7 protein-coding genes are annotated in these 19,146 nt (G+C 62.1%); 4 read left to right on the forward strand and 3 right to left on the reverse strand.

Annotated elements, in window-relative coordinates; translation table 11 throughout:
* Positions 1-46: 46 nt before the first annotated feature.
* Positions 47-949 carry a sulfatase-like hydrolase/transferase gene (locus IPV69_RS28045; protein ID WP_206292809.1) on the reverse strand — a complete coding sequence of 301 codons (903 nt, stop codon included), beginning with the start codon at positions 947-949 and terminating at the stop codon, positions 47-49.
* Positions 950-1,749: 800 nt separating this feature from the next.
* Here IPV69_RS28045 and IPV69_RS26825 point away from each other — a divergent pair.
* Both IPV69_RS26825 and IPV69_RS26830 read left to right on the forward strand, forming a co-directional pair.
* Positions 1,750-13,725, forward strand: a complete 11,976-nt coding sequence (locus tag IPV69_RS26825; protein ID WP_206292810.1) for an autotransporter-associated beta strand repeat-containing protein — start codon at positions 1,750-1,752, stop codon at positions 13,723-13,725.
* Positions 13,726-14,591: 866 nt separating this feature from the next.
* Positions 14,592-15,092: a transposase gene (locus IPV69_RS26830; protein ID WP_206292811.1), complete on the forward strand. Its 501-nt coding sequence runs from the start codon at positions 14,592-14,594 to the stop codon at positions 15,090-15,092.
* Between the two features lie 246 nt (positions 15,093-15,338).
* Here IPV69_RS26830 and IPV69_RS26835 read toward each other — a convergent pair whose 3' ends face one another.
* Positions 15,339-15,455 carry a transposase gene (locus IPV69_RS26835; RefSeq protein ID WP_206292812.1) on the reverse strand — a complete coding sequence of 39 codons (117 nt, stop codon included), beginning with the start codon at positions 15,453-15,455 and terminating at the stop codon, positions 15,339-15,341.
* Between the two features lie 217 nt (positions 15,456-15,672).
* Here IPV69_RS26835 and IPV69_RS26840 point away from each other — a divergent pair, with 217 nt between their 5' ends.
* Positions 15,673-16,791: a tyrosine-type recombinase/integrase gene (locus IPV69_RS26840; RefSeq protein ID WP_206292813.1), complete on the forward strand. Its 1,119-nt coding sequence runs from the start codon at positions 15,673-15,675 to the stop codon at positions 16,789-16,791.
* A gap of 12 nt (positions 16,792-16,803) precedes the next feature.
* Here IPV69_RS26840 and IPV69_RS28050 read toward each other — a convergent pair whose 3' ends face one another.
* A complete protein-coding gene (locus IPV69_RS28050) occupies positions 16,804-17,418 on the reverse strand; it encodes a helix-turn-helix transcriptional regulator (RefSeq protein WP_390884370.1) in 615 nt (204 codons plus the stop codon).
* Positions 17,419-18,003: 585 nt separating this feature from the next.
* On the opposite strand from IPV69_RS28050, the gene IPV69_RS26850 reads away from it, so the two are divergent.
* The gene (locus IPV69_RS26850; protein ID WP_206292815.1) at positions 18,004-19,089 is read left to right on the forward strand and encodes a hypothetical protein; all 1,086 of its coding nucleotides are present in this window, start codon (positions 18,004-18,006) and stop codon (positions 19,087-19,089) included.
* The last annotated feature ends 57 nt before the right edge of the window (positions 19,090-19,146 follow it).

Genomic DNA, 19,146 nt, shown 5'->3' on the forward strand with positions numbered 1-19,146 from the left:
CGCTGAGTTCTCGAACACGAAGCCCCACATTTCTGAGTTGAACTGATCAAGTAAATTGACCGTAAGTGCCCGCCGCACCGGCCGTCAGTGATCCACCCCTAGAGCACCACACCCTACACCGTAGAGAACCCTTATCGCAAGGGCAATCCCAGAGGTGCCCATGTCGGGAAATTGCCCTGGCCCTTGTCCCTAAAACCCACTCAGTGTTTTGGCCGGACCGCGAAACTTCCGAGCTGAGCACGCAACGGTGATGCCGGTCGTCTACGAGGGACGGGTGTGCGGGGGGCCGGGCAGCACCCTGGCGCGTCCCAAAGGGGGTACATGGACTACGTCGCCGTGGTCTACAGAAGTAGAGCTGGGCCGGATGACGTCGGCAGAGTCGGCCAGAAGCATCACCATCCATCCTGCCCAACGAGCCGCTGATGTCGGCGAGCGCGACATGGCCAACCATGTCTTCGAAAAGAGAAAACTCAATTCGTCGCTTCTTCCCTGGCCAGTTCGCCGCCCGTTTCCGGACAATGCTCACGCTGTCCTCGCCAGCGGTTTCGGGCAGCTTGGCACCGACAATCTCCGCACAGGTAGCCATCAGGTCGGTCAGGCAGATCAGTTGATCGCTACGGCTGGCGGCTTTGACTCGGTCCGGCCAGCGAACGATGAATGGGATGCGGTGGCCGCCGTCCCAGATATCGGACTTCGATCCGCGCCGCTGTTCGCCGGGGTAATGGCCTTGTTCCTCCAATTTGCCGATGCCGGCGGCGCGGGAGCATCCGTTATCGCTGGTGAGGATGATCAGCGTGTTCTTTGAGATACCCGCTTTATCAACGGCCTCCATCATCTGCCCGATCGACCAGTCGGTCTCCATGACGAAGTCGCCGTACTTGCCGAGACCACTCTTGCCTTGCCATTCCTTCGTCGGCACGATGGGCCTGTGCGGCGCATTCAGCGGCATGTAGAGGAAAAAAGGCTTGCCCGTCTTCGCATGTTGCTAACCCCTTGCCGTGCGGGGCGGCGTTCACGATGGGCCGAAGTTCCCGGTAGCTCCGAACCGCCTGCTCGGCGACCAATCGCTCTTCTTCGTTTGCGAACTGCTTAGACCATCCATGACCAGAAACCCATTCTGGGGGTTGTCGTAACGAAAGTGCCTAAAACGCGCGCTACACCCATCGCGGTTGAGTTCTCCGCAATTGCATCACCCGGCCATCGTTGCCAAGACGGTTGCCGCCGATGGATCAGTCGACCGCGCGGCGGTGGCAGTGGCGATGCGAAATTACTGAGAGAGATAGGGGCTTCACCGTGAAGTAAGCCCTCGAATTTCGGACTCGGAGGCCAATAAGGGTGGTCACAGGGGTCTAACTCGCGTCTTCGTCATCATGCTGGGTGGCATGGGCTGGCATACTCGCCTGCCCGTTGCAGTGTCACGGCGCTCAGGCGTTGCCACGGGCAGCGGAGTACCGCAGCCCATTGCACCCGAAAAACACGCCAGTGCCAAGAATCTGCGATACGCCCACTTCTAGCCTATCCTCGAATTGTAATTGCTTCCTATGAAACGACCCCGTAATTTGTTCGATAGCACTGTCGCCAAGACGATTCTTGGACCTACTCCATCTTGGCAGATGAAGGCTGCGTACCTCGTGCCATTCGAGCTGAACGGTTTTCGAGTCGCCTCAATCCAAAACGGTGCCGCGCCGCAGTCGGACTTTTACACGTGGTAATCTGCCGCGCAGGTTTTTTTCAGCAGAGAAAATGCACATGTCGAAGAAGGCAAAGTTCGCAGCACGGCGTCATCCACTCACGGTCCGCTCGTCGGCCCTCGCCGCCGCGGCGGCGATTGCGCTGACCCAACTCGCTCCGTCTCCCGCGCAGGCCGCCAGTGGTGCCTGGAATGTCGACGCCGCGGGCAACTGGATCACGGCTGGCAGTTGGACACCCGCCGCAGCGCCCGGTTCGACCACCGCCGACAATACCGACATCGCTACCTTCGGCTTTACCCTCACGGCGGCCAGAATCGCGACAGTGGATGCCACGCGCTTCATTGGTGGCATCAGCTTTGGGAACACTTCCGCTTTCGGCTACACGCTCAGCGGTGGGTCGCTGCGCCTGAACAACGGCGGTGTGATTCAGACCTTGGCGGCCAACGGCGCTCATACCGACACCATCAGCACCCCGATCCAGATTTCCGGCACCACCACAGCGGCGGCCACATTTACCGCCGGCGCCACGGCTGCCACCAGCCTGCTGAGCATCGGTGCGGTCACGGGCTCTGCCACTGCCACAACCACCACCACGCTTAATCTCAACGGCACCAACACCGGCGGCAACGCCGTCACCGGCATCATCGCCAATGGCACGGGCGGCGCTCTGTCGCTCACCAAGAGCGGCACCGGCACTTGGGTGCTCTCCGGTGCGAACACCTACACGGGGCTGACAACCGTTTCGGCCGGGGCGCTTACGGTGACAAATGCCGCCGGCTTGGGAACAACGGCTGCCGGTACCAGCGTGACTTCCGGCGCCGCGTTGCAGCTCAACACAGTGGTGGTGGGCGCTGAGGCCCTGACCTTGAACGGGACGGGGATTTCGGCTGGTGGAGCGCTCCGCAATCTGGCGGGCACGAGCAGCTACGCCGGGGCCATCACATTGGGAAGCGCATCCCGAATCAATTCGGATGCCGGAACCATGACGTTGAGCGGGGCGATGGGCGGCGCATTTGCCTTGACCGTCGGCGGGGCGGGCACCACGACCATCTCCGGTGCGATCGGCACGGGTGCTGGGACACTCACCAAGGATGGCACCGGCGTTTTGATCCTCTCCGGTGCGAACACCTACAGCGGGGTGACAACGGTGTCCGACGGCACCTTGCGGATTTCGAACGCCAGCGCTCTCGGGACGAATACCGCGGTGACGGTCAATCAGGGCGTGGTAGCGGGCGGCAACGGAACCATTCTGGACCTGACCGGCACCCTCACCCACGGCTCGGGCAAGACGGTGACGTTCAATTCCAACAGCACCGGCGACTTCCGCAGCACGCTCCTGAACAGCGCGAACAACAATACTTGGGCCGGAAATATCGTAGCCGCCGGCACTGGGATTGTGGCGGTCAATGCTGCAACCGGCACCACGCTTACCGTAACCGGCGGTGTCTCCTCCACTAGCGGAGCCGGCACTGGAACGCTCTTCACCCGGGGTGCCGGCACGGTGGTTTACAATGGAGTGATCAACCTCGGCAGCGACCGCATTTTCAGTAAAACCGATGCGGGGACGGTGATCGTCAACTCCACCGGCAACTCTTGGGTGCGCGCCCAAGTCGCCAACGGACAGATTCAAATCGGCGCCAACAATGCACTTGCCAATACGGAATTCACGTTCGGACAAACTGGTGCTGGGGACGGGCGTCTGGAACTGAACAGCTTCAGCCAGACCGTAACTCGGCTGAACACCGCTGCGGGTTCCACCGCCACCAACCACATCCTCCGCAACTCGAACCTGACGACCGCTTCAACCCTCACCTTCGCCACCCCAAACGCGACCACCGACACACTGACAAATCTTCAGGTGCAGGGCACCGCAAGCGGCCTGGGCACGCTGAACCTGGTGAGCAACGGGCTCGGCCGGACCGAGTTCAACGGCGGCCTGGTCTCCGCCAATTCGTGGACCGTCAATTCCGGTACTCTGGCCTTCACCGGCGCAAACAATCGCGTTCTCCCCGGCAGCGTAACCGGGCTGGTCGGCGCCACAATTGAGAAGGCGGGCGCATCCACCCTCGCGGCCACCAGCACCTGGAACAACGCCGGGACCACCAATGTCGTCGGCGGCGCGCTGGTGCTCGGGGCCGGCACGGCAGGGGCCGTGAACGTTTCCGACCTGGCCACGCTGAGCACCGGCCTCGGTGGCGGCGTCCTCAGTTCCTCTGCCGTCACGTTCGGCACCGCGGGTGCCACAACCTATGTGCCGCTGCTCACCACGGCAGGGGCCGTTGCGCCTCTGAACGCCTTCAGCCTCACCACCGCCGGCACCACGGTCACGATCGCGCCGCAGGCGGGCTTGTTCACCCCCGGCACCTACCGCCTGCTCGACTACACCGGCAGCATCGGCGGCAATGGTTTTGGCGGGTTTGCGCTGGCCCCAGTTGGCAGCTATCCGCACATCACAGCGGCGTTGGACAACACTACGGCCGGTCAGGTCAATCTCGTGGTCACCGCCGCGGATTCGCTTATCTGGGCCGGGCAGACCAACGGCGTTTGGGACGTCAACACCACGTCCAACTTCGCCCTCGCCTCCAGCACCAGCACCGGAGCGACATTCTATCAGGGTGACGCCGTTGTGTTTGGCGACACGCATGACGTGGGCGGGCCGGCAACACCGGTAACCAACAGCACCATCACCGGCGGCGCCGTCACCATCGGCAACCTGACTTTCAACAACAGCGCGGTCAACTACAGTGTCGCCAACCCCCTCTCGGGCGCCGGCGGCATCACCAAGACCGGCACCGGAGCCGTCACGCTGTCCGGAGCCAGCACTTATGCCGGGGCCACCAGTGTCAGCAACGGCACCCTGACACTTAGCGGGGCGAACGTTCTCGGCGGCGGGGCGGTCAATGTGACCGGCGGCACGCTGCGGATAGGCAACAGTGACGCCCTGCGCGGTGCGGGATCAATCACCGTGAGCGGCGGCGGAACCTTTGATGCCAACGGCACGCCAGTCGGCACACGCTACGCGGAACTGGTTGTTTCCGGTGTGGGTGTGGGTGGGAACGGCGCTATCGTCAACAACGGTGCCGCCATCACGAATAACAGCCATTTCGCCAAGATCACCCTCTCTGGGAATACCACGTGGGGTGGCAGCGGACGCTATGACCTGGTCGCAGGTCAAATCTTCAACGGGGGTGCCTTTACGCTGACCAAAACGGGGACTGGAGACCTCTGGTATAATCCCTCGGCCGGCTCGGTCCTGGAAAACGTGATCGTCAATGGAGGGGTCTTCGGCTCCCAGGGTGCTAATCCGCTGTCCGCGACGGCGACCGTCACGGTGAACAGCGGGGGACTGCACCAGATTTTTGGGGCCAATGCGCAGCAACATAACGTGGTGCTCAATGACGGCGGCATCCTCCGCCAATCAAACAACGCCGCCGGCACCATCAACGGTCAGGTCACGCTGAGCGGCACCACTGCCGGCCGCAACATCCAGGCGATAACCGGCGGCACGCTGAACATCGCGGGCAAGCTGACCGGCACCGGCGGTTTCACGGTCAACGAAGCCGGCACGGTGCAGCTCCAGAACGCGGCCAACGATTACGCCGGCGACACGGTGATCACCCTGGGCACGCTGAATTTCAGCGCCACCGGCATCATGCCGGCCACGACGAACCTCATCGTGAACGGCGGCACGTTTGCCACGGGCAACCTTCCGCGCTCCGTTGGCAGCCTCTCCGGGACGGGCGGCACCATCAGTGGCGGAAACAACCTGACCACGAACCAGTCGACCGCCACAACTTGGTCTGGCATTCTCAGCGGCACCAACCTGATCATGAACGGGGCAGGCACGCTCACGCTCGCGGGCACCGCCGACAATAGCGGCGGTATCGTTATCGCGAACAGCGGCACAACCGTCCTGGCCAAGACTGGTGACTACGCGGTTCACGCTACTGGGTCAGGCAATCTCGGCCTCACCATCAACAGCAGCGCCACCGTGCAGATCGCCGGGAGCCTGACCGCGGTCACCGGTGGCTCCGCGAGCAATAATCCTCCCGCTGATATCACCATCGCCACTCCCCCTTCAAACTACGTCGACCAGATTTTCAACCTCACGGATGTGCAGTTGAATACCGGCGGTACGCTGGACCTGAATGGCCGCTTGGAAGCGATCGACGGCCTCGCTGGCGGCGGTACGGTGACAAACACCTCTGCCACCACAGCACGCCTGTACGTCGGCTACAACAACACCACTAGCACTTCGCCTGGCTTCACAGGCAACACCAGCACGTTCTCCGGCGTGATTCAAAACGGAGCGAGCACGACAGAATTAAGAAAGATTGGAACTGGCATGCTCGTGCTCAGTGGGGCGAATACTTACACGGGAGCCACGATCGTTGATGCCGGGACGCTGAACATCGCCGCAGGAGGTTCGCTTTCTAACACGCCGATCACCGTCAACGCTGGCACCCTGTTACTCGATGGCACGCACGGCACTGGCCCCATCGCGGTGAACGGCACCTCCGTCTTTGCCGGCGCAGGCACCTCTGGCGGCACCCTGACTGCCGCCACCGGCACCACGGTCCAGGTCGGCGCGGCCTCGGCGGGCACCGCCGCCACCACCCTCACCCTTGGTGGGCTTACCCTCAATGGCGGCACTAACCTCAATCTCGATTTCAACACCGCCGGCACCACGCTGGACAAGATCGCGACGACCGCGACCAACGGCCTGAGCATCAGCGGGGCGAACCCCCTCAACGTCGTCTTGAGCGGGGCGGGCTGGGTTCCGGGCACCTACTCGATCCTGACCTACGCTGGGGCGGTGCAAGGCACCGGCGCGACCAATGCGACCCTGGTGCTGAGCACCCCCGTGGGCCACAGTACTGTCAATGTCGTGGATAACGGCTTGGGCAGTGTGAACCTTGTGGTCGCCGGCGCTGCAAACAAATGGGTCGGCGGTGTTAATAACATCTGGGACACCAACAACACGCTAAACTGGAATGCCGGGGACCAGAAGTTCTTGGCCGGCGACTCTGTCGTGTTCGACGATACCGCCACGAGTTTCACTCCGAACATCCTCGCGAATCAGACGGCAGCCGGAGTGACCTTCGATAACACCACCGCCTACACGCTCACCAGCACCGGCACCTTCGGCATCGCGGGCACCGGCGGCCTGATCAAGAAGAACACCGGCACGGTTACCATCTCCAGCGCCAACACCTACACCGGCTCCACCGATGTGCAGCAGGGCACGCTGATCGCGAACTTTAACACAGGCACTGCCCAGACGGTCTTCGCTGCCGCCAGCACCATCAACGTGGCCAGTGGAGCGACCTTCAAGGCCGTCGCCAACGACTCCAGTTTCACCCTCGCCAATAACCTCACCGGCAGCGGGCTAGTCGTGATCGATCCTCACTTAACGGCCGGAGCCGCCGTCCGCGATGTGACCATCTCCGGCAACAACGCCGGGTTCACCGGCACCCTTCGCCTGTCCCCGACCGTGATCGGCGATGGCCTTGGCACCTTCCGCACCAACCAGATGACACCGGCCAACGCCGGCGGCGCGACCATCGACGTGGACGCTGGCGGCCAGGCCTGGCTTTCCGCCGCAACCTTCACCAACAACTTCATCCTCACCGGCCACGGTTTCGCCGAAACCGCCGGCGGAACCCCGGTTGCGGCCTCCGGTCTCACGCAGTATTCCGGCGCCGTGAAAGGCGGCATCGGTGCGATCCGCATGAATGGCGGGGCCATCATCAGCGGCAACATCACATTGGATGGGTCCGCCAAGATCATGCCATACAACGCCGCGGGTACCATCAGCGGTAGCATCAGCATCACGAATCCCACCGACACGCTCGTGGTCGGTGGTGGCGGCGCTGGCGCAACCCTAATCCTCACCGGCACGAACAACGTCGGCGCAAATGCGCTCAACCAAGTCTTCGTGAATGCCGGAGGAACCGCCGGGACCAATATCCTGGCGATCGGTGCCAACGGAACGGTTGGCACACTGGGCACCGGGGCCGTCACCCTCAATGGCGACGCCGCGACCGGTGCGATCCGCTTCGACCGGGCGGACGGCTACACGCTCGCAGCCGCAAACACGATCACCAGTTCGGGAACGACCACGGCCAACACCCGTCTGTTCATTGACACCCAGGGCACTGGCTTCGTCCAGAACGGCGTGGCGATCAACCTCGGCGGCGGTGCGTTGCAGTTCGGCACGCAGGCTGGTCGCACGGGAGCCACAGGCTCGTTCAATGGCAATGTAACCGTGGGTGCAATCAACGTCGGCACCGCCTCGACCGGCGCAGTGATGAACATCCTGCCCGGTGCCAACATCGCCAACTCCGGCAACTTCTTTCTCGGTGAAGCGGCCAACATGTCGGGCACGGTGATCCAATCCGGTGGCGACGTCAGCGTGGGCACCCATGTCCGCGTCGGACATTTTTCAACCAACACCAGCGCCTACACCATCAGCGCAGGAACACTGACTGTCGCCAACATCAACACGGCGACCGATCCTTCTACTTCCGGCACTACCGAGCAGAATGGCGGCATTTATCTTGGTATCGATGGCACCGGAACGATGGCTCATTCCGGCGGCACGGTGACGACGGACTGGATCGTCCTTGACAATCGTGGAGACACTCCGGCGGGAACGAACATGCCGGATGGGATCGACCGCTACACCCTCAGCGGCAGCGGCCTGCTCGTCCTGCGTAGCCAGTGGGGCATCACGCAGCGCAATACCAGCGCCGCCGTAACGCTCGCGGGCGGTACCATCCGAAATGGCGGCACGAACCTTCAAGTGCGGCTCGACACGGCTCCGGACATTTCCGGCGCGATCACCCTCGACACCGTATCTGCCGGAAATAGCTTCAACTGGACGCGCAACGCCGCGGGGGCCGGATCGTTGGCCTTGTCCGGCGGCGGCACGCTCAAGTTTACGACCACCACCACGCAGTCCGTCGCGGTCCCCGTTTCAGGCACTGGAGCTTTGGAAAAGCTGGGCACTGGCACCACCACGCTGGGCGTCGCCAATACCTACAACGGCACCACCACGATCACCAACGGTACCCTGCAGGTGGGCGCGGCCAATGCGATTCCCTCCGGTGCGGGCAAAGGGAACGTCGTGTTCAGCGCCGCCGCCACCAGCTCGCTCCTCGACCTCAACGGCTTCGACACCAGCATCAACGGCCTGAGCCAGCCGACCTCTTCCACTGCCAATCTGGTGGTGAACAACGCCACCGGAACCAACAAGACGCTGACGCTGGGCAACAACGATGCCACGGCCACGTTTGCCGGCATCATCGCCAATAACACCAGTGGCACCGGCACGCTAGCCCTGACCAAGGTCGGCACCGGCACCCAAACCCTGAGCGGCGCCAGCACCTTCACCGGGCCGATCACGGTCAATGGCGGCCAGATCGCCTTCCCCTCGTCCCCGGCCACCAGCGGCCCGCTCGGCAATTCCACAGTCGTCAACCTCAACAACGGCAGCATCAGCTACACCGCCTCTGGCACCAACGCGCTGAACCGCAGCTTGGCGATCGGCGCGGGCAACGGCACCGTCGATGTCGCCCTCGCCACGGGTACCCTTACCGTCGCCAACCTCACGAGTACCGGCGGCAACTTGGTCAAGACGGGTGCCGGCACGCTCGCGCTGAGCGGCACCACCACCTTGAATGGGGGTGCGTCCAGCGTCACCGTGAGTGGTGGCACCCTGCAGGCAGGCTTCGGCACCAACGGCGTCACCGCGGTCAGCATCGGCGCGACCAGCAACCTGAGCATGCAAAACTCCGCCATCCAGGGATTGACGCTCGGGAACACCGCGGGTGCCCTGACCCTCGCCGGCGGAGCAAGACTCGGCTTTGAGTTCGACGCGGCGACGAATGACAGCATCACGATCGGTGCAACAGGCACTCCTTCTTTGACGGCTGGGGTCATCACGCTGGACCTCTTCAACTTCAATACTGGCATCGCCGGTGGCAACACTTACAACCTCCTCTCTACGACCCTCGGGGACCTCACCTTCGGTGGGCTCACGACGTATGTGCTCGGCTCGGCACCGAGCGGTTTTAACTACACGCTGAACGCAACCAATAACCTCGTCTCGCTGGGGGTGTCGGCATTCTCGCCAGCCTATTGGACGGATAGTCAGGGAACCGGCTCCTGGTCCACGCTCAATGCGGGTCCGCTGAGTAACTTCAGCACGCTCGCCACTGGGGGCGCCAATACGGCTGCACTGCCGGGAGTCAATGAAACGGTCTTCTTCAGCCAAGACGGCGTGGCGGGCCCGACCGTCACTTCGGCGCTGAACGGAAACTTCACCATCCGCGGTCTCAATTTCGTCGCCGGATCCGGCACTGTCACCGCGGTGAATATCAACCAGGGCAGCTCCGGCACACTCACGATTCAGCCTTCGACCGCTACCGGCGGCATCGATGTCGGAACCAACGCCGGCGCCGTTACCATCAGCGCACCGCTAGTGGCCTCGAACACCAGTGCGGCCAGCCAGACTTGGAATGTGGACGGCACGGGTGCCAACGGCTCGTCCCTCACCCTCAATGGCGTGGTCACCTTCACGGCCAATGTCATCAAGACCGGTTCCGGGACGCTGACTCTGGGCAATGCCGGCAACAGTGGTGCGGGCAACTTCACGCTGACCGGCGGCACGCTCGCCGTCAGCGCCACCGGCAACGTCCCGACGGGTGTCTTCACCATCGGCACCGGCACGACGATTAACAACACCGGCGGCGGCACCGTCGCCTTCTCGAACTCCTCCTACGTCTGGAACGGCGACTTCACCCAGTCGGGCCAGAGTCTGGATCTGGGCGCAGGGCCGGTCACTCTCGGCCTGAACACGCAGGTCACCGTGGCCACCAACACCCTCACCGTCGGCGGCGCGATCGGCGATGGCGGCAACAATCGCTCGCTGACCAAGGCGGGTGCGGGCACTCTGGTGCTGGGCGGCACCAACACTTACACTGGCGCAACCAGCGTGACTGCCGGTACGGTCAGTCTGACCGGCGCCCTCACGGGCGGCGGGGCCATCTCCACCAGCGGCACCGGCGTCCTCTCGCAGACCTCCACCGGCGTGATCAGTGGCGCTTCCACCATTACCCAGGGCAGTTCCGGTACCAGCGTGATGGCTGGCAATAACACCCACGCGGGACTGACCTCGGTCACTGCGGGCGTCCTCACCCTGTCGGGCAATAACTCTGGCGCTTCCGGCGGAGTGACCCTCACCGCAGGCCAGTTAAACATCAACAACAACAACGCCCTCGGCACCGGCACGCTGACCCTCAATGGCGGGACGATCGACAACACGTCCGGTGGCCCGGTCGTCGTTCCAGCGGGCCTCGTCCCCACCCAGATCTGGTCGAACACCGCGACCGTTGCTTTTGTGGGATCCAACACCCTGAACCTCGGCACCGGTGCCGTGGCCCTGGGAACGGATGCGACGACTGGCACCTTCACGCTGACGAACAACAGTCTTCTGGTAGGCACCTCGCTTACTGTCGGGGGAAGCATCTCGGCCATCGCGGGCGGCACCGCGGGAGTGAAGACCCTCACCATTGCCGGACCCGGCAGCACGGCACTTACAGGAAGCATCACGAAGGGAAGCGCTTCCAACGTGGTGGTCACGGTCACCTCCCCAGGCACGACGACGCTCTCCGGTGCTGCAAGCTCGATCCAGACCATCAATATCGACGGCGGTGCGACCAGCATCGTGGATCTCGGTGCGGGTAACCTCACCATCACAAATGGCGGCACCAACGGCTTCCGATCGTCGACCGGCGGCACCATCAATGCGACCGGTGGCGGTAAGATCATTCTGGGGAGCGATCTGTTGGACAATGGCACGAACGATGGAACCACGCTCACCGTGAACGCGGGGATTACCGGGCCCTTCACGTTCGAGATCTATGGAGGCTCGGCGACCAATACTGGCGTCACCGTGCTGACGGCTCAGAATACTTTCACTGGCAACGTTCAGATCAATGGTGGCAACCTGCGCGTTTCCAACATTGGCAACACTGGCTCCCTGACCAGCAATCTTGGCCAGGGTACGATCATCCAGAGCGGAGCCGCTGTCCTGGCAGGAAGTACTGTCACAACAGGCAAACTCATTTACACAGGTGTTGGAGAAACCACGAACCGCGTTCTGACCATGAGTGGAGCGGGCTTCGCGATTGAACAAGCCGCGACCTCGGGCCACCTGGTCTTCATCGCCCCAGTCAGTGTGACCAACACTGCCGCGAAGAATCTTTTCCTGCTCGGTTCGACGGCTGGCACCGCCGAAATTGCCGGAGTGATTCCAAACAATACGGCCGCCACCAGCATCACCAAGCTCGGCAGTGGCACTTGGACGCTCAGCGGTGCCAACACCTACACGGGGACGACGAACGTCAACGAAGGCACTCTGGTTCTCTCGGGAAGGGGCACCGGTACCCCTGGCATAGTTTCCGTGAGCACCCTCCCCGGCCTGAGCGCCACGCTGAACATCACCGCTGGCACCTACGCTTTCGGTGCCGCGCGGATGAACGTCGGTAACGCCGCGACCACCGCGGCCACCGGCACAGTGAATCAAAGCGGTGGGGCGATCAGCTTCACCGGCAGTGATCAACTGCTCGTAGGTCAGGGCACTGTCGGAAACACCGGCATTTACAATCTCAGCGGGGGAAGCATCACCACCGCCGCCGCCGCGGGTCGTGGTGTGATCCTCGGAGTGAACTCGAACCCCACCCCCGGACCCACCAGCGGTGGCGGCACCTTCAACCTCAGCGGAACGGGTGCGCTGAACATGACGGCGGCCTCCGGTGGAGGTGGCAACGCGATCCTCCAGATCGGCCGTTCCGACGCCGTTGCCAACAACACAACGAACGTGTTCAACCAAACCGGCGGAACCGCAAGTGTGGGAATTCTGGCGATGGGTGGCGCAGCAGCCGGATCGACGGGTGTGAGTTCCACGCTCAATCTCACCGGCGGCACGTTCTTGGCGAACTCCTTCACCCTGCTCGCAGCCGGTGGCACCAACACGGCAGTGATCAACATCGGTGGCACCGCCCAGGTCACCCTGCCAGCCTTCCCGACGAATGCCAAAGGGGTCGGCTCGACGGCGACCATCACCTTCGATTCCGGGACGGGTTCTTTGTCTCCGCTTGCGGCCAGCGCCACCTACATGCCAGCCGGAACTTTCAACAATGCCTACCTCACCGCCAATGGGGCGAAGTTTAATGTCGGCACCGGAAATGACATCACCATTGGCCAAGTGCTGCAGGACGCCGTCTCGCCCGCCGCCGCCGGTACGCTCACCAAGCAAGGCACGGGAATGCTGACGCTCACGGGCGCCAACACTTACACCGGCCAGACCACCATTACCGCTGGCACCTTGGCCGTCACTGGTTCAATCTCCAGCTCCACCCAAGTCCTCGCCGGTGGCACCCTCGCCGGCAACGGCCAGATCACGGAAGCCGTGACGATCAGCGCCGGCGGGTCGATCCGGCCCGGCGTGCCCGGTGGATCGATCACCAGCATTCTGACCGTCAAGAGTCTGGCGATGGTGAATGATCCGACGGCGGTCTTCGGTGTCGACATCACCGGCATCACCGTCGGCACTGGCTATGACCAGGTGACGTTACCCAACGCCGGGACGTCGACCGTGTCGCTGGCGGGTGCGAGTCTGTCGGTGAAGCTCGGCACGGTGCTTGCCGGCGACGGCAGCGAGAAGTTCGTCATCATCAACAACACCTCGGCCGTCAACACGCCGACTGGTCAGTTCTCAAGCCTGATCGTCGAATCTAGTCCTGCGTTCGGCGTGCCGGCGACGACGACACTCACCTCCGCAAACGGCGGGCTCGACTTCATCGACCCGTCGAACGGTTTCGTCTACACGCTGATGTACAACGTCGACTCGGCGAACACCTCGACGCCCGGCAACGACGTGGTGCTGAGTGTGGTGCCCGAGCCGGGAAGCCTGGCGCTGGCAGCGATGGCGGGCGTGGGCCTGCTGGCTCGTCGGCGACGGAGGTAGGCGATGACCCGGAGTTGTCCGTCTTTCTTCCCATCACAGGAAAGGCGGACGGCTCTGGCAGCAGTCCGACAGTGTTCGCGATAGCGCAGACGGTTTGACCGGAAATGCAGGACACAAAAAGGTGGCAGTTCCAAGCGCATTGAGCTGGGCGCAAATATGAGTCTGAGGAACGAATTAGTGGTTTGCGCTTTGGCTGTGTCCGGTTGGTTGCAGGTCTTGGCCTGCTGCTCACGTTGCCGGGCGGTGCCGGGCTCAATGTCGATTGCAGCACCACGACCGGCGACCACGGCCTCAACTTCGTTTCAATCAACAGCGGAGGCGCCGTAGCCCCGGGCAACGACGCGGTCATCGCCCTGACCACCGCAGACCATGCTTGGATGGGCGGCGGCATCTATATCCTAGTAGAGATCAGCAACCACACCTGCTATGCGCTGTGCCGAGCGGAGGGTCGAGTTGAAGTTTGTCGACGCGGTTTCGTACGAGACGGCGCGGAAGGTCCTAGTGAAGCGACCTCAAGCCGTGGCCGAAGCAGCAGTGGTGCATCGCGTAGCGTACAAGTATTTGGCCACTTGCCTTACCCAACTTTATGCGCCATTCGCGCGAATTATTGCGCAAAATAGAGATGGCCTCCAAAATCAGGTTCCCTTCTCACAAGGAGCCGATGAATGGAGGCCAAGCTCTATGCTGCACTGTACCAACTGGTGTTCTCAACTCCACACCCTCGTCGCAAACGTGAACAGTTCTGTGACCGCTGGGTCGTGATGATTTATCTCTGGGCCGCGATCTGGAATCGACCGGTCTGTTGGGCATGCAAAGAGGAGAATTGGACGGTGACGCTGGACCGCCCGTTGATCTCGCAGTCACGCATGAGCCGCCGTCTGCGAACCGTCGGCATGAGCCAACTGTTCGAGCGGCTCCTGGCCATCGTGTCGGAGAAGTTCGGCACCCCGCTGGTCAAACAGATTGATTCCAAGCCACTGGTCGTCGGCGCTTACAGCAAGGACCCTGACGCCAGGCGGGGACGCCTGGCCGATGGGCAGTTCTGCAAAGGCTACCGCCTGCATGCAGTGTCGCACGGCCGGATTTTCAAGCAGTTTCTGATCGACTCGCTCAACACCAACGATGCGGTCGTCGGACCGAAATTGCTGCCGAAGCTCGAAGGCGGCGGATACGTGTTGGGCGACAACGCCTACGACACCAACGATTGCCACGAGGCGTCGGCGTCGGCGGGTCATCAGTTGGTCGCGCCCCCGAGGGAGGTCAACAAGGGCAAGCGGGACAAAAAGTACAACGGCCCCGAGCGACTCCGCGGGCTGGACATCATCGACAGTCCGCTGGAGAACTGCGGGGAGCCGAGTCAGGCATAGTAACCCGAGCGACTGACGTCCAGTGTGTCGCAGGCGACGCCGATCGGGAACTCGCCGAGATGTCCTTTGATGAAGGAGAACTTCACGTCTGCTCCCTGGCAAAGAACGCGGCCGCTCTTTTTAGGATGTCACGCTCCATGACCAGGCGGGCGTTTTCCTTGCGGAGCCGCCGGAGCTCGGCCTGGACGGCGCCTTCGCCGACGGGGGCTGCTCCGGCATCGGTGCCGAACTTGGTTACCCAATACCTCAGGCAGTTGGGGCAATGCCCAGGCTCTTGGCCGCCGCCGCGATCGTGTAGCCCTGGTGGTTGACGGGTTGGACGGCGGAGATTTTGAACTCCCGCGTGAACTTCCTTCGTGGCATATTAGCTCCTTCGGACAGTCATTATGCTGTCCGTTCGGAGCGCCCGCCAAACGTGGGGAAGTCCAAGGGTTATGCGGCTTTATTCAGTTGTGTGCGCCTCTATGCGGGAGGCTCTGAAAAGCTGGGGTACTAGGATTCGAATCCAATCCGAACTCCGATTTCTGTGATTTGAACGGACAATTTTGCTTTTGTGCTAATCCTGTGCTAATGAGTCTTCATGGCGAGTGTGATCAAGCGTAAGAAGTCGTCCAAGGTCTGGACCGGGATCTACATTGACCACACCGGACGGCAAGTCTGGAAGGCCCTGTATGCGGACAAGGCCGAGAGTCTGCGCGCCGTGCAGCGACTGGAGGACGCCGCCAAGAGGATCGCCAATGGCGACATCGATCCTGCGGCGGAGGAACGTCGTCGCGAACGGGCGAAATCCGTACAGGACCATATCAGGGGCTTCGAAGCGTCGATGATTTCCAATGCACGCTCCGCCGGCCATGTGTCCTACTCAACGCGAGACGTCGAACTCTTCGTCGCTCACGCCGGCGTCAAGCATGCGGCGGCCGTCACCCGCCAGCATGTCGATGCTTGGCGGACGCACTGCCTCGACGTCGGATATCTGGACCCTCGTCGGCTGAAGCGCAAGGAGCGTGACGGCGACGTCCCATTGATTCCCAGTCCCGATGCCCGACGGACCGTAAATCGCAGGGTCGCTTCCGTCCGTGCCTGGCTGTATTGGTGCCAGCAGGCAGGTGTGATCGATCGCAACCCGCTGCATCGCTATGGAACTCTGGCGACTGCTGGGCACGAGCGGCGGGGCAGGCGCCGCGCGCTGTCGCGTGAGGAGCTCGACAAGCTTCTCACCGCCACACCGGATGAGCATCGCCGGCTGGTGTACCGTTTCGCGGCGCTGACGGGGTTTCGCAGGTCGGAGGTTGCAAGTCTGACCGCAGCCAGCTTTGACCTGAAAGAGGCAACGGTCACTGTCGGGGCACTGCATGCCAAGCGAAAAGATGCCGACCAAACATTGCCACTTCATCGCGAGCTGGTTGGGCCGGTCGGGGCGCTCATAAAAACCGTCGGTAAAGGCCAGCCCTTGTTCGCCGTCCCGCCGAAGAATGACGTGGTCGCGACGCTCCATGCCGACCTTCGGGCAGCGGGCGTTGAGACGGCTGGCATTGTTTTTCACTCTTTAAGACACACCTTCTGCAGCTTGCTAGCGGCCAAACAGATCCGGCCGGAGGTTCTAAAGCACCTCGCGAGGCACAGGGACATAAAAACCACATTGGGCTACTACGTTCACTGGCGGTCATCCGACGAACGCGACGCAATCAATGCAATGTAACGTCAGGTTGGGCTACGGCGCGCCCAGTCCCTCCAGCCATCGATGGATATCTGTCCGGCACCACCGTACCACCCGGCCGAAAGGTAGGGGCTTCGGCAGTACGCCGGAGGACTTCATTGCCCGGATCTTCCGGGGAGAAAGTTGCAACAGATGCGCGAGTTCGGCGGGGGTGTAAACGGCGCTCGGCAATGACGGCCGAGGTGCCGGCAATCTCCGCTTCCTGGGCGGTCGCAACCTGCTGGGCAATGGCATCGGGGTGGGGTGAAAGTCGCCCGCCTCTTTGAAGGGTCCCGTCGCGAGCGATAGCAAAAAGTCCCTCCACGATCCGCCTGCATAGGGGATTCCGGCAGCAGCGGCGAGCTTAATGATCCGATCGTCCATCGGGCTGTCTCCGGCGAACCAAGACGCACTAAGGTGGTTAGGGTCTACAGCGGACTGCCCAGCCGCTGTCATCCATACACGGTCCAGCAGTGTTGAACGTTGGGCGTCGAACAGTACACACATTCTGGCAGCAATCAGCGATCCGGCAAAGGCCGGGTCACTCAAGCCAGCAATCGGATCAATAACGCGCGCCCCGGATCGCCCCGCGCCTGGACCGCCCGGGACAGTCCAGCTGGTCATCGTCATCAGTCGTCGACGATCAGCGGGCTTAGACGATTTGCGACGGCCGGGCAACCGTCACGTTCTTCGTCGCCGCGGCGTCGTGGCGATCCTTCCGATACGCATCGATCGCTTCGGCGGAAATCCTGATGGTGCCGCGACCGATCCCATACCGCTCGCACTGAAGAAGTCCGCGATCACACAATGCGTACACTAGTGGCAAGGGTGGCCCGCGGCTTGCTGCCACACGTTCCGCTCATTTACCATCCGCCCACAAACGTGGCATTGAGCTTGATGGTCGTACTTTCGTCTGCATACCATACTGAAGGCGTGGCGTACCGCAGAATGATTCTGCTCGGACCAACTGATGTCGTACCCGACGCTTTGTTGGTGAACCACGCAGAATTCCGGAATGTCTGGTGGCGGTCAGCCACATCGTGCGCGGTTAGCATATGGCCCGAGCATGGACCGGCGACGTGCTGACTCGGCGGGACTGGCCGCTAACCGCCCCAAGTATTTGTAGCTGTCGACACGCCGCAGGCATCGCGCCACATGACTCGATTGCCGTAGTCTGAAGCAGAGAGAAAGAGTCCGGTGAAACGGAGCAAAGCTATGGTGTATGACCCCCTTCCCACCTGTGAATTGAACAATGCGTCGCTGGTGGCGGACCTCACTTCGCGGCACCAGGAGTTTGTCGCCATCTATAACTTTCTACAGGACAAGCGCCCGATCGAACTGGTCAATGCAATGGAACCGGCAGCTTTGGGGGACTTTCACCAAGCGTTCCCTCAGCAGTCCCTTCTGGAGGTGACCAAATCCCGGGCCTCCAGCGCTTATGTACTTGGTGCGGGGGGGCTCTATGGCTTGATCGGCAGCCATGCCAAGATGAACGGCTGGACCTTCGGGCGCACCATACTGACGATGGCCTTGCGGCTGGGCTACAAGCCTACGGCATCCGTCGATGACCTAAAGTGCGCGATCGGCATGTTTCCCGGCGACTCGTTCGAGCCCCTGCGGATCGGCGACGGCTGGATTGACGTAAAGAGTCCTACCCCTCCCTGGCTCGAGAAAGAAGAGGTTGAAGTAACCGCCTCATCATCAGCATCGCCGACCTACAAGTTTCAAAAAGACGGGGAGGTCTTCGTTGTGGCCTTCGACGGCGCGGAAGCCAAACTCCCTAGCGATGTCAATCTGCGGCGACTTCACTATCTGCTGGGGCGCCCCGACCAAGAGATACAGTGGCACGAATTGGCAGCGGTTGATGCAGAAGCCCCGCCGTTGAGGGTCGGTTTCAAGACGGCAGATATCAACGATTTGAACCCAGACGGTGGCACGACGCCTGATTTTGCTATGGATGGAGAGTACGTCGCAAAAGTGCAGACATATATCGAAGAGGCAGAGAGAGAACTCGAGTATTGCTTGGACCAGGAAAAAAGAGTTGGCCTGGCAGATGCAATTTCTAGGGCGAAAACACACCTCGTGGGCTCGACCGGCCTTGGCGGGAAGATTCGCGATCTAGGCCAGGGATCCACTCAATCAAAGGCCGCTAGCGTTGGTAGATCGCTCGCGCGGGGCATCAAACGGCTCCGGGAGCGCGGTCTCGGGGCACTCGCAACCCACCTGGAAAAGAACATTGACGCGCCCGGCGAGACATGGAAGTACGCGCCTGAATCACCCGCTCCCGAATGGGAGCTGTAAAACGATCTTCGAGAGCTATGAAGATACTGCGAGAGCCGGGAACTTCCCGGCTCTCGC

This window comes from Humisphaera borealis (genome assembly GCF_015169395.1).
In the GTDB taxonomy this organism is placed as follows: Bacteria; Planctomycetota; Phycisphaerae; order Tepidisphaerales; family Tepidisphaeraceae; genus Humisphaera; species Humisphaera borealis.

What these genes read in the sequence shown, in the direction of transcription:
- IPV69_RS28045 (WP_206292809.1), bottom strand. Translation starts at nt 949, where the DNA reads ATGCCGCTGAATGCGCCGCACAGGCCCATCGTGCCGACGAAGGAATGG.
- IPV69_RS26825 (WP_206292810.1), top strand. Translation starts at nt 1,750, where the DNA reads ATGTCGAAGAAGGCAAAGTTCGCAGCACGGCGTCATCCACTCACGGTC.
- IPV69_RS26830 (WP_206292811.1), top strand. Translation starts at nt 14,592, where the DNA reads ATGAGCCGCCGTCTGCGAACCGTCGGCATGAGCCAACTGTTCGAGCGG.
- IPV69_RS26835 (WP_206292812.1), bottom strand. Translation starts at nt 15,455, where the DNA reads ATGCCACGAAGGAAGTTCACGCGGGAGTTCAAAATCTCCGCCGTCCAA.
- IPV69_RS26840 (WP_206292813.1), top strand. Translation starts at nt 15,673, where the DNA reads ATGGCGAGTGTGATCAAGCGTAAGAAGTCGTCCAAGGTCTGGACCGGG.
- IPV69_RS28050 (WP_390884370.1), bottom strand. Translation starts at nt 17,418, where the DNA reads ATGACGATGACCAGCTGGACTGTCCCGGGCGGTCCAGGCGCGGGGCGA.
- IPV69_RS26850 (WP_206292815.1), top strand. Translation starts at nt 18,004, where the DNA reads ATGGTGTATGACCCCCTTCCCACCTGTGAATTGAACAATGCGTCGCTG.